The following is a 12,414-nucleotide window of genomic DNA, read 5'->3' on the forward strand; positions in this document are numbered from 1 at the left end:
GCGCGAGTACGCCGGAGCCGGGTGTTTAACGTGGCAGAGCGGTACCCCATTCACGCCACTCTTTCGGTTCGCTCTCTTGTAACAGGAAATGCTTACCGGCTTGCGCTTTTGGCGCCAGCGGCGTACCTGGTGGAGTAGCGAAGGCGATACCGCCACGGATGAACTGATTAAATGTCCCCGTTTTCACCACGCCGCCTGTCAGACCAAAGTCGAGACTATAGCCGGAGGCAAGCCAGAATACGGAGTTATTACGCACCAGATATTGGTAACGCTTACTGATGCGCAAGGTGATCATCACGCGATCGGAGAGCGACCCCAGGGACATTCCGGTGACGGTTCCCACTTCGATACCGCGAAACAGGACGGGGGTACCAATATTAAGCGAGCCTGCTTCTGGCGCCTCCACGACGATGCTTAACCCATCCAGATAGCGTGAGTCGGTAATCGTGGCTTCCTGCAGTTCAAAGTCGCGCCGTGCCGCGCCGCGTCCTGGCTCAACGTTAATATAGGGCTGGAGAATCGTATCCAGATGCTCGACGCCCGCCGCGGAAATTTGTGGCGTGATAACGGAAAAACGTGTCCCGGCGCGGGCAAATGTCTGTACATACTCCGGATAAAGTACGGCTTTTGCCTGCACTTCATTACGTGCGGTGATCAATTCCAGCGTCTGGATCTGGCCGATATCAATACCGAGGTAACGAATGGGCATCCCTTCCGCCAATTTTCCGGCGTCGAACGCGTGCAGCGTAATTTGTCCGCCTACCGCGCGAGCGGAGGTTTCTGAAGCATAAAGAATGCGTTTATCGCCTTTGCGCCGACTAGCGCTGGCGCCGCTCAGGTTATCAAAACTAATGGCCCCTTTCAGCGCGCGGGAGAGTGGCGAGGCCTGTACCGTTAGGCCGCTGCCGTTAAGTTGCACCTTCGCGCCGCCTTCCGCCCAGAACACGCTATTGCTGGTTAACAGGTGGCGATATTCCGGCTTAATATGCAGGTCGATGTCAAAGGTATTGGCGCGTGGGCGAACGGTGATGACTTCGCCTACTTCAAATTTTCGATACAGCACGACGGAACCTGCCTGGACATCCGGCAACGTTTCGGCTGTCAGCGTCAGGGTGGTAGTCGGTAAGTCACTGAGACTATTTTCCAGCGCTTTTTCCAGGTTAGCATAGAGCGGGTAGGTGGATTTCATCTTCCCGCTCGTACCGGGTAAAATACGAATTCCGCCGTCAATCCACTCGCTGGCGCTGGCGCCGAGGAACTCTACGCCGTCAAGGCCGACTTTGACATCCACCCGGCTGTTGACCACGAATTTACTGTCGCCCTGTACCAAATCCCGGTGCTGCGGTTCAATCGCGACGGTGAATGACACGCCTTTACTGGATAAGTTGCGCTCAATGACCTGGCCAATTTTTACACCATGTAAAATTAACGGCTGGCCCGGTTCGATGCCGTAACTTTCCGGGGCTGTCAGCGTCAGGGTTAAGGCATTCGCCTCATGCAGCAGGGCTTTTTCACCCGGCACCACCACAAATTCACTGCGCGGTTCGCCGTCGCCCGGCACCAGCTCGAAGGTTTTTCCGGTTAACAACGAACTGATATTCGCGTCGCTCAGCGACAGTTTGGGATTGCGTAACTCAATACGCGTATTTTCCCGCATCAGCGGAACAACGCTGGGATCGACGGTCATCTCTCCGGTGACTTTACCGCCAGGGTTGAGCGTCAGTTTAGAAAGCTCACCCACCTCCAGTCCCTGGTACATGAGCGGCGTAGATTCCGCCTTCAGACCGTCTCCGCTGGGCAGCTCAAGTTTAACGATTACCCCTCGTTGGCTGTGGGCTAAATCTTTATATAAGCCGAACGTGTCATCCTGGGCGGCGGGTTTGGAATTGTCCGGCGAATCAAACGCAATCGCGCCATTGACCAGGGCCGCGAGGCTTTCCAGTTTCACCTTCGCGCCGCTCAGGCTTAGATCGGCGTCAATGCCGGAGACATTCCAGAAACGGCTGCCTTTTTTCACCAGATCGGTAAACCGTCGCTCAATCAGAACGTCAATCGTCACGCCCTGTTTGTTAGGGTTAATCGAATAGTCATACACCCGTCCGACAGGGATTTTACGGAAATAGACCAGTGAACCGCTATTAAGCGAACCGAGATCCGGCGCATTGAGATGAATCATCAGATCGCCGTTGCTAAGCCGGTATTTAGGCTGTGTATCCAGGGCGACGAAATGATCTCTGGGCTTGCCTTTACCTGGCATCATACCGATGTAATTCCCACCGACCAACGCATCCAGGCCGGAAACGCCCGCCAGCGAGGCTTTGGGCGTCACCAGCCAGAATTGCGTCTCTTCGCGCAACGCATCTTCCATATCTGATTTGATACTGACGCGAACTTCAATTTTGCGCAGATCTTTGCTCAGGCTGACATCTTCCACGGTGCCGACTTCTACTCCCTGATAACGAACGGGAGTCCGGCCTGGTACGATACCGTCCGCCGACATAAAATCGATAGTCACGCTATTGCCGCGATCCTGGTAGCTATCCCATACTAGCCACCCTGCGATCATTAGCGCGATAAGCGGTAGCAGCCAGAAAGGTGAAATACGGCGTTTGGTTTTAATTTGCGCTTCAGTCTTCGAAGCGGGCGTTTCCTGACTCATGTGCATCCCAAAGTAAGCGGCTATCCAGCCATTCCACTGCAAGAATAGTCAAAATTACCGCTGCGCCGAAATAAAACGCAGCCGGTCCCATAGTAAAAGCCAGAATCTGATCGCGATTAATCAGAGACATGGTTAACGAGATAACGAAAAGATCCAGCATCGACCAGCGGCCTATCCATGTCACCAGACGCAGCAACAGAATTCGCGTCCGCAGTCCCTGTTCGCATTTAAAATGGATACTCAACAGTAGCGTAAACATCACGATGACTTTGGTAAACGGCACCAAAATACTGGCGATAAAAACGACGGCGGCGACGGCGATATTGCTGCTGGCAAGCGACATAATGCCCGACAGGATAGTATCTTCCTGACGCCCGCCATTAATGTAGATTACCGAAATAGGCAGCAGGTTTGCCGGCAGCAAAAAGACAATAGACGCCAGCAAGGCCGCCCAACACTTCTGTATGCTCTGTTTTCTGCGTAACCGTAGCGGAATATGACAACGCGGGCAGCGTCCTTTCGCATCCGGATAGCCGCTAAAGTGGCAGCCAAGACAGACGCGCAATCTTTCGTCCGCACGTTGAGCAGGGCGCTGCGGATAAAATCGTTCCCATAGTTGCTCCACATTCAGATGAATCATAGTCAGAATGCTAAGAACCACCAACGAGACGAACGCTAAAAGCCCGATGCCCGGCTGCAGAAAGGCATAGTCCTGCACTTTGATAGAGGCAACGCCAATACCGACCAGATAGATGTCCAGCATCACCCACTCTTTCAGTTTTTCCAGCATCAGCAGGACTGGACGCAGATTCATGCCGAGAAGGCTGCCAAACCACAGGTAAGCAATTGAAAAAACGAGAATAAGCGGCGCGCCCACCACGCAAAAGAGCACCATTGCGGCGGTTAACGGATCGTCCTGTTGCGTCATTTGCCAGATGCCGTGCATCACATTGGCATCAATGCGTACACCCAACAGGTAGATATGGAGTAACGGTTCGCTCCAGGCAAACGGCATCAATAGCAGCATGGTTACCGCCATCGCGGTCAGCCGCGTCAACGACCAGTCGCGCCCATCGCGAATTTTGGCCTGGCAACGAGGACAATAAGCGCTTTGATGAGCGCTCATCTCCGGCAAGCTGAACAGCATGTCGCATTCAGGGCAGCGCTGGTAGTGACTGCGCGGCAGCGCTTCGCTAATTGACCTGATCGTTAGCTTTTTTGTTGGCGTGACGTGTGAGGTGTTCAGAGCCATGTATCGTGAATCAAAGTGTTAGAATAATGTAATCTTAACTCATGACAGGAATAATCTTGAGCAAGAACGCATTTAATGCTTATTTTAATAGCCTGTGTTTAGGAGTAAGACCACGAAGTGATTATATAATGAGCAAAACAGAACTATACGCGGCGTTAAACCGCGATTTTCAGTCGTTAATGGCAGGTGAAACCAGCTTTCTGGCCACGCTGGCGAATACCAGCGCGCTACTGTTCGAACGTCTTACCGAGGTGAACTGGGCGGGATTTTATCTCCTCGAAGGCGATACGCTGGTGTTGGGGCCGTTTCAGGGGCGAATCGCCTGTGTGCGGATTCCGGTTGGTCGCGGCGTGTGCGGCGCAGCGGTAGCGCAGAATAAGGTTCAACGTATTGATGATGTTCATGCGTTTGACGGCCATATTGCCTGTGATGCCGCCAGCAACGCCGAAATTGTGCTGCCTGTCACGGTTGGCGAACGGATTATCGGCGTGCTGGATATAGATAGCACGGCGTTTGGCCGTTTTACCGAAGAAGATGAACACGGCCTGCGTACGCTGGTCGCACAGCTTGAAACCGTGCTTGCAACGACGGATTACAAAAAATTCTTTGCGAGCGTCGCAGGATAATCAACGGATAACGTAGCAATTACTGATGGCGTCATTATAATGACGCCTGTTCATGCCTGCTGCTTGTTGGCTACGTCCGTTGTAATCAGGAAATTTCATGGAAAATCAACCTAAGTTGAATAGCAGTAAAGAAGTTATCGCGTTTCTGGCCGAGCGTTTTCCTCACTGTTTTAGTGCGGAAGGCGAAGCTCGCCCGCTGAAAATTGGTATTTTTCAGGATCTGGTAGAGCGAGTTGGGGGCGAAATGAACCTCAGCAAAACGCAACTTCGTTCCGCTTTACGTCTTTATACTTCAAGCTGGCGTTACCTGTACGGCGTTAAGCCGGGCGCAACGCGCGTCGACCTTGATGGCAATCCGTGCGGCGAGCTGGAAGAACAGCATGTCGAACATGCGCGTAAGCAGCTTGAAGAGGCCAAAGCCCGTGTTCAGGCGCAGCGCGCAGAGCAGCAAGCGAAAAAACGCGAAGCTGCCGCGGCGGCTGGCGAAAAAGAAGACGCGCCGCGACGCGAGCGTAAACCTCGCCCGGTAGCGCGTCGTAAAGAAGGCGCTGAACGTAAACCTCGCGCTGATAAACCGACGACGAAAGCGCCGCGTGCGCCTCGCGAAGAGAAGCACACGCCGGTTTCTGATATTTCAGTATTGACCGTAGGGCAGTCCCTCAAGGTGAAAGCGGGTAATAATGCGATGGATGCCACCGTATTAGAAATCACCAAAGATGGTGTCCGTGTACAGCTGAATTCGGGTATGTCTTTGATTGTACGCGCAGAACACCTGGTGTTCTGAAACGGAGGCCAGGCCTGGCATGAACACTTTTTTTAGGCTTACCGCGTTAGCTGGCCTGCTTGCATTAGCAGGCCAGTCCTTCGCCGTGGAAGATATTACGCGTGCCGATCAAATTCCCGTACTAAAGGAAGAGACGCAACATGCGACGGTGAGTGAGCGCGTAACGTCGCGTTTTACCCGCTCCCACTATCGCCAGTTCGATCTGGATGAGGCATTTTCGGCAAAGATTTTTGATCGCTATCTGAATCTTCTCGACTATAGCCACAACGTTTTGTTGGCGAGCGATGTCGAGCAGTTTGCGAAAAAGAAAACCGTGTTGGGCGATGAGCTGCGCACGGGTAAGCTGGATGTTTTTTACGATCTTTATAACCTGGCGCAAAAGCGCCGGTTTGAACGTTACCAGTACGCGCTAAAAGTGCTGGAACGGCCAATGGATTTCACCGGAAACGATACGTTTAACCTGGACCGCAGTAAAGCGCCCTGGCCGAAAGATGAGGCTGAGCTAAATGCGCTGTGGGATGGTAAAGTGAAATTCGATGAGCTCAGTCTGAAACTCACCGGCAAGAGCGACAAAGAAATTCGCGAAACGCTGACGCGTCGCTACAAATTCGCTATTCGTCGCCTGGCGCAGACCAACAGTGAAGATGTGTTCTCGCTGGCGATAACCGCTTTTGCGCGTGAAATCGACCCACATACGAATTATCTTTCTCCCCGCAATACCGAGCAGTTTAATACCGAAATGAGCCTGTCTCTGGAAGGTATCGGCGCGGTGCTGCAAATGGATGACGATTATACTGTCATTAACTCATTGGTCGCCGGCGGCCCGGCAGCGAAGAGCAAGTCGATTAGCGTCGGCGATCGTATCGTCGGCGTAGGGCAGGCCGGAAAACCGATGGTCGACGTGATTGGCTGGCGTCTTGACGATGTGGTGGCGCTGATCAAAGGGCCAAAAGGCAGCAAGGTCCGACTGGAAATACTGCCGGCTGGTAAAGGGACGAAAACGCGTATTATCACGCTGACGCGTGAACGGATTCGTCTTGAAGATCGCGCGGTTAAAATGTCGGTGAAAACCGTCGGCAAGGAAAAAGTTGGCGTACTGGATATTCCAGGCTTCTATGTTGGCTTGACCGATGATGTCAAAGTTCAGCTTCAGAAGCTGGAAAAACAGAACGTTAACAGCATCGTTATCGATCTGCGTTCAAACGGCGGCGGGGCGCTGACGGAAGCCGTTTCGCTTTCCGGTCTGTTTATCCCTTCTGGTCCAATAGTTCAGGTGCGCGACAATAACGGCAAAGTGCGTGAGGATAGCGACACCGACGGCGTGGTCTACTACAAAGGCCCGCTGGTGGTGCTGGTCGATCGTTTCAGTGCCTCGGCATCGGAAATCTTTGCTGCCGCGATGCAGGATTATGGTCGCGCGCTGATTGTCGGTGAGCCGACCTTCGGTAAAGGGACGGTACAGCAATATCGTTCGCTAAACCGAATTTACGATCAGATGCTTCGCCCGGAATGGCCTGCGCTGGGTTCGGTGCAGTACACCATTCAGAAGTTTTACCGTGTCAACGGCGGTAGTACGCAGCGTAAAGGGGTCACGCCGGATATCATCATGCCGACTGGCAATGAAGAGACGGAAACCGGAGAAAAATTTGAAGATAACGCCTTGCCGTGGGATAGCATTGATGCGGCGAAATACGTGAAATCGGACGATTTGGCCCCGTTTGGCCCGGAATTATTGAAAGAACACAACGCGCGTATCGCCAAAGATCCTGAGTTTCAGTACATCATGAAGGATATCGCACGTTTCAATGCCATGAAGGATAAGCGCAACATCGTCTCTCTGAATTATGCGCAGCGTGAGAAAGAGAACAATGAAGAAGACGCTCTGCGTCTGGCGCGTATTAACGATCGGTTTAAACGCGAGGGTAAACCGTTGCTGAAGAAACTGGACGATCTGCCAAAGGATTACCAGGAGCCGGACCCGTACCTTGATGAAACGGTAAAGATTGCTCTGGACCTGGCGCATCTTGAAAAAGAAAAACCAGCGGAGCAGGCGGCAGCCAATAAGTAACGCTAAACAGGCACAAAAAATTGTGCCTGTTTTTTTTTAACAAGCGCAGAAGTCGTCAGGATAATGCTACAAAATGTAAAGTTGTGTTTTTCTCGTGACTTACCGCCTGGTGATGCTTGAAAATAGCCATAAGACCCATACGATGTGGGTAATCGCATAGTGCGCTTTGTTAAATTGAGGTTAAAAGAAAATTATGATGCGAATCGCGCTCTTCCTGCTGACGAACCTGGCCGTGATGGTCGTTTTCGGGCTGGTTCTGAGCCTGACAGGGATACAGTCGAGCAGCGTGCAAGGCTTGCTGATCATGGCGCTGCTGTTTGGTTTTGGCGGTTCTTTTATTTCATTGCTGATGTCCAAATGGATGGCGTTAAAATCCGTAGGAGGGGAAGTTATTGAACAGCCTCGCAATGAAAGAGAACGCTGGTTGATGAACACCGTAGCAACGCAAGCGCGCCAGGCCGGTATCGCCATGCCGCAGGTTGCTATCTACCATGCGCCGGACATTAACGCGTTTGCGACGGGCGCACGCCGTGACGCCTCATTGGTCGCTGTGAGCACCGGTTTGTTGCAAAACATGAGCCCTGACGAAGCGGAAGCCGTCATTGCGCATGAAATCAGCCATATTGCCAATGGCGATATGGTGACGATGACGTTGATTCAGGGGGTGGTTAACACCTTCGTTATCTTTATTTCGCGCATTATCGCGCAAATTGCTGCTGGTTTTCTGGGCGGCAACCGCGATGAAGGCGAAGGAAGTAACGGTAATCCGCTAATCTATTTCGCCGTTGCGACGGTGCTGGAACTGGTCTTCGGTATTCTGGCGAGCATCATCACCATGTGGTTCTCCCGTTACCGTGAGTTTCATGCCGATGCGGGATCGGCGAAGCTGGTTGGCCGTGAAAAAATGATTGCCGCGTTGCAGCGCCTGAAAACCAGCTACGAGCCGCAAGAAGCGACCAGCATGATGGCGTTTTGTATTAACGGTAAATCGAAATCGTTAAGCGAGCTGTTTATGACGCACCCACCGCTGGATAAACGCATTGAAGCGCTGCGTAGCGGTGAGTACCTGAAATAATAAGCCCACTGGCAAGTATGAAAAGCGCGTCGAATGACGCGCTTTTTTTACGCCTGAACGCGTGGTTGCGTAATACGTAAACCGCTCACCACCGCCGCGAGAGTCGCCAGGATCGCCGCTGCGAGCAGAGAAAGATGCGTACCGCTATCGCCAAACTGGTTCAACATCAGCGCTACCAGCGCGGCGCCAGTACTTTGGCCTAACAGTCGCGCCGTGCCCAGCATCCCGCTGGCGCCACCGCTGCGCTCACGCGGCGCGGAAGTGATAATGGTGTGATTATTCGGCGACTGGAACAGGCCAAACCCTGCGCCACAAAGGATCATCGGCCAGATAATATTCAGATCGGAGGGGGAGGCTGGCAACATGACCAGCGCAAACAACCCGGCTGCCATTATCACCATTCCCAGCGCCCCCAGCAAACCGGCATGAAGACGTTCTATCAGGTATCCCGCCAGCGGCGCCATTACCATCGTTGCCAGCGGCCAGGGCGTCAATAACAGGCCGGTTTCTACTTCGCTACGGCCCAGCACGGTTTGCAGATAAAAAGGTAGCGAGACCATGGCTAACATTTGCGCGCAGAACGAGCAAATTGACGTGCCGATCGAGAGTGAAAAAAGCGGAATTCGTAACAAGTCGATGGGTAACAAAGGGACGGGCAAAGAAAGCTGGCGGCGCACGAAGAAAAACCCGACCACGACCAGAACGAGCAGCTCTGCGCCAATCAACGTTAGCGACTGTCCCTGGGCAAATCCGCTCAATGCGGTAATCAGCAGGCCAAATGTGAGCGCATTCATTACCGCGCTCGGTAAGTCAAAGCGCGGCTTAGTGTCATGGGCGATGTTTGCTGGTAAAAAGCGTATGGCCAGAATTAACGCGATGATACCTAACGGGACATTAATCAGAAACAGCCATTTCCATGATGAGATGGACAAAATCGCTGCGGCGATCGTCGGACCCGCGGCGGAAGAGACTGCGACGATAAAAGAGTTAATTCCCATGCCTCGTCCCAGATGACGCTGGGGGTAGATAAGACGAATCAGCGCCGTGTTTACGCTCATTAGCGCCGCGCCGCCAAATCCCTGCGCGATGCGCGCCAGCGTCAGCATCTGCAGCGAGTCTGAAAGCGCGCAAAACAATGATGAAAGCAGAAATACCACTAAACCACATTTGTAGATCCGGCGATAACCAAACATGTCGCCTAAAAAAGACAGGGAAAGCAGTGAGACGACAATGGCAATTTGGTACGCATTGACAATCCAGATAGAGCTGGCAGGGGAGGCATGTAAATCAGTCGCAATGGTTGGCAGCGCGACATTAGCGATTGCGCCATCCAGAACCGCCATCGAAATACCGATAATAATCGTCAGGATAGCGCCATATCTCTGCGGGAGGGGCAGGCCATCGGCCCGTGTTTTTTCCATAAGTATTTTGTAATAAGGGGAATTATGAGCTGAATAATAATGTTAGCATTAATACTGAGTTGTTATGTCGCAGATTTGTAACGAAGTAAGCAAAGATGGATTGCGGGCGACCTGGCGTGAAATTATAATAAAAACTCGTTCTGAATTTTATAAAACGCTCGTAATGAGGTGATAAATGGCAAACGCAGATCTGGATAAGCAGCCTGATTCTGTATCTTCTGTGCTGAAAGTTTTCGGCATTCTGCAGGCGCTGGGTGAAGAGCGTGAAATAGGGATTACCGAGCTATCGCAGCGCGTCATGATGTCGAAAAGCACCGTTTATCGCTTTTTGCAAACCATGAAAACGCTGGGCTACGTGGCTCAGGAGGGGGAGTCTGAAAAATACTCTCTGACGCTAAAGCTGTTTGAGCTGGGCGCGCGAGCTTTGCAAAATGTTGATCTCATCCGCAGTGCGGACATTCAGATGCGCGAACTGTCTCGTCTGACAAAAGAAACTATCCATCTTGGCGCGCTGGATGAAGACAGCATTGTCTATATCCATAAAATTGACTCTATGTACAATCTGCGGATGTACTCACGTATTGGGCGTCGTAATCCGCTGTACAGTACGGCCATCGGTAAAGTGCTTCTGGCCTGGCGCGACCGTGATGAGGTTAAGCAGGTTCTCGACGGCGTAGAGTATAAGCAAAGCACTGGGCGCACGATTACCAGCACTGAAGCGTTGCTGCCGCTGTTGGATGAAGTGCGTGCGCAAGGCTACGGTGAAGATAACGAAGAACAGGAAGAAGGGTTACGTTGTATCGGCGTACCGGTATTTGACCGTTTTGGCGTAGTCATCGCAGGGTTAAGCATTTCGTTCCCGACGCTGCGCTTTTCAGAAGAACGCCTACAGGAATATGTGGCTATGTTACACGCCGCCGCGCGTAAAATTTCTGAACAAATGGGTTACAACGATTATCCCTTCTAAGCAACGTTATTAGCATGACGTTAAAAAAAAGCAGCTACGAAAAATGTAGCTGCTTTTTTTATAACATCGGGTGGGATGAAATCGTAAAAGTAGATAATATCTGTCGGCTTATTTAACGGTTATTAAAATATTATTTAACAGTACTTATGAACAACAGCCAATATAGGGGAATTATTGGCGATAGTTTCACTGTGAAATTATTTATTGCCGCTTAGCCATTATCCACCACGGTGGCGATTTTTCTGAAAATGGGACAGTCGGAAAAGCCAATAATGCCGCTGTTGGTATGGAGATATTGCGCCGTGCTGGTGCCGCGTGCGGTCAGGTAATGGCACTGTAAACCCAGCCCCGCAGTGTTCACTTTACTTCCCACCAGGACGCCATAGCCGCTCATCAGCAGGCCTATCCACACCAGGGCAAACAATACAATTGCGCGAATGATCAAACGCATTACTACCTCTTTTCTTTTTTAGTTAGAATAAGAGTAGCGTGTACATTGATTGAAACAAGTGAATCATTCCTAAAAACATATAATGCCGCTACAGTTACTCCTGGTTTAAGTAACTCATGATAATTTAGCGACATAAGATGTAAGATCGGAGAGTGGAGTGAAAAAATTTCGATGGGTCGTTCTCGGCATCGTGGTGGTAGTATGCCTGTTGCTGTGGGCGCAGGTGTTTAATATCATGTGCGATCAGGATGTACAATTTTTCAGCGGTATTTGCGCCATCAATAAATTTATTCCCTGGTAAACGTTTTACACCAGAGATTTCCTTCCCGTGTAGCAGTGGTAGAATGACGTCTCTACATTGAGGTGGTGAAATGAACGACGTTTTAAACTCTGGTGCGTTTTCTCTTGCATCTTTAATAGTATCAATGGTGGTTCTGGTGGTGGGGCTGGTGCTCTGGTTCTTTGTCAACCGGGCAAGTTCCCGTGCCAACGAGCAGATAGAACTGCTCGAAGCGTTATTGGATCAACAGAAGCGGCAAAACGCGTTGTTACGTCGCCTTTGCGAAGCAAACGAACCAGAAAAAGAAGCGGAACCCGCAACAGCGGCAAGCGAACCAAAAGAGGATGAGGACATCATTCGTCTGGTTGCAGAACGATAATGCTTACCGGGGCGCAAATGGCGCCAGTGCCATACGCCCCATTTCCCCGTCGGATCTCTCCGCGTTGCCGTTTGCAACTGATACTACAGCATCAACACCTTACATAATATATGGCTTTATATGCAACATAGTTTTATATGTATAACAAATGGACATATGGCATTTTTGTGATACCGCTCATTCTCTATTAAAAGCGAAACGTTTCTCTCTCTTTATGGATTGTCATTGTTTGTTCATTATTTTAAGGCATTCTGTAAAGACGCAGAACATCACAAAAAGCGGTGTCGAAAATCGCTTTTCTTTTCTATTATTTTGATTAAAAGGTGTTTTTTATCATTGTGACAATTTATGCATAACTTAGCATAAAAAGTGATATGAAAAATACAGCTTTTAAATGTGATTTGATGCACTGGAAGAAGCGAAGTTATTGAGCTATGGTAGAAAAATGGCTT

Annotated in this window: 11 protein-coding genes; 7 read left to right on the plus strand and 4 right to left on the minus strand. The window is 51.0% G+C overall.

Going from position 1 to position 12,414, the window contains the following annotated elements:
• Nucleotides 1-25 precede the first annotated feature (25 nt).
• Nucleotides 26-2,659: a PqiB family protein gene (locus tag ABVM99_RS15870; protein ID WP_001529852.1), complete on the minus strand. Its 2,634-nt coding sequence runs from the start codon at nt 2,657-2,659 to the stop codon at nt 26-28.
• Complete coding sequence (gene yebS / locus ABVM99_RS15875; protein ID WP_052938254.1) at nt 2,628-3,911, minus strand: membrane integrity lipid transport subunit YebS; 1,284 nt, start codon at nt 3,909-3,911, stop codon at nt 2,628-2,630. The genes ABVM99_RS15870 and yebS overlap by 32 nt, the downstream gene beginning before the upstream one ends.
• Nucleotides 3,912-4,039: 128 nt before the next feature.
• Between yebS and ABVM99_RS15880 the strand changes: the two genes are divergently transcribed.
• The 4 genes from ABVM99_RS15880 (at nt 4,040) to htpX (ending at nt 8,464) form a co-directional block, all read left to right on the plus strand.
• The gene (locus ABVM99_RS15880; RefSeq protein WP_001518229.1) at nt 4,040-4,537 is read left to right on the plus strand and encodes a GAF domain-containing protein; all 498 of its coding nucleotides are present in this window, start codon (nt 4,040-4,042) and stop codon (nt 4,535-4,537) included.
• Nucleotides 4,538-4,634: 97 nt separating this feature from the next.
• Nucleotides 4,635-5,321: an RNA chaperone ProQ gene (gene proQ / locus ABVM99_RS15885; RefSeq protein WP_000431401.1), complete on the plus strand. Its 687-nt coding sequence runs from the start codon at nt 4,635-4,637 to the stop codon at nt 5,319-5,321.
• Between the two features lie 19 nt (nt 5,322-5,340).
• Nucleotides 5,341-7,389, plus strand: a complete 2,049-nt coding sequence (gene prc / locus ABVM99_RS15890) for a carboxy terminal-processing peptidase (RefSeq protein ID WP_052938255.1) — start codon at nt 5,341-5,343, stop codon at nt 7,387-7,389.
• A 193-nt stretch (nt 7,390-7,582) separates the two neighbouring features.
• Nucleotides 7,583-8,464: a protease HtpX gene (gene htpX, locus ABVM99_RS15895; protein ID WP_000984498.1), complete on the plus strand. Its 882-nt coding sequence runs from the start codon at nt 7,583-7,585 to the stop codon at nt 8,462-8,464.
• 47 nt (nt 8,465-8,511) lie between these two features.
• On the opposite strand, the gene ABVM99_RS15900 is transcribed toward htpX, so the two are convergent.
• Nucleotides 8,512-9,885 carry an MFS transporter gene (locus ABVM99_RS15900; protein WP_000416139.1) on the minus strand — a complete coding sequence of 458 codons (1,374 nt, stop codon included), beginning with the start codon at nt 9,883-9,885 and terminating at the stop codon, nt 8,512-8,514.
• Between the two features lie 175 nt (nt 9,886-10,060).
• On the opposite strand from ABVM99_RS15900, the gene kdgR reads away from it, so the two are divergent.
• Nucleotides 10,061-10,852, plus strand: a complete 792-nt coding sequence (gene kdgR, locus ABVM99_RS15905; RefSeq protein ID WP_023194740.1) for a DNA-binding transcriptional regulator KdgR — start codon at nt 10,061-10,063, stop codon at nt 10,850-10,852.
• A gap of 211 nt (nt 10,853-11,063) precedes the next feature.
• Here kdgR and yobH read toward each other — a convergent pair whose 3' ends face one another.
• A complete protein-coding gene (gene yobH, locus ABVM99_RS15910; protein WP_052938256.1) occupies nt 11,064-11,303 on the minus strand; it encodes an invasion protein YobH in 240 nt (79 codons plus the stop codon).
• Between the two features lie 157 nt (nt 11,304-11,460).
• On the opposite strand from yobH, the gene mgrB reads away from it, so the two are divergent.
• A complete protein-coding gene (mgrB, locus tag ABVM99_RS15915; protein WP_000714547.1) occupies nt 11,461-11,604 on the plus strand; it encodes a PhoP/PhoQ regulator MgrB in 144 nt (47 codons plus the stop codon).
• 70 nt (nt 11,605-11,674) lie between these two features.
• Nucleotides 11,675-11,962, plus strand: coding sequence for a YebO family protein (locus ABVM99_RS15920; RefSeq protein WP_001667129.1), 288 nt, complete (start codon nt 11,675-11,677; stop codon nt 11,960-11,962).
• Nucleotides 11,963-12,414 lie beyond the last annotated feature (452 nt).

Source organism: Salmonella sp. SJTUF15591, from assembly GCF_043356435.1.
Lineage (GTDB): Bacteria > Pseudomonadota > Gammaproteobacteria > Enterobacterales > Enterobacteriaceae > Salmonella > Salmonella enterica.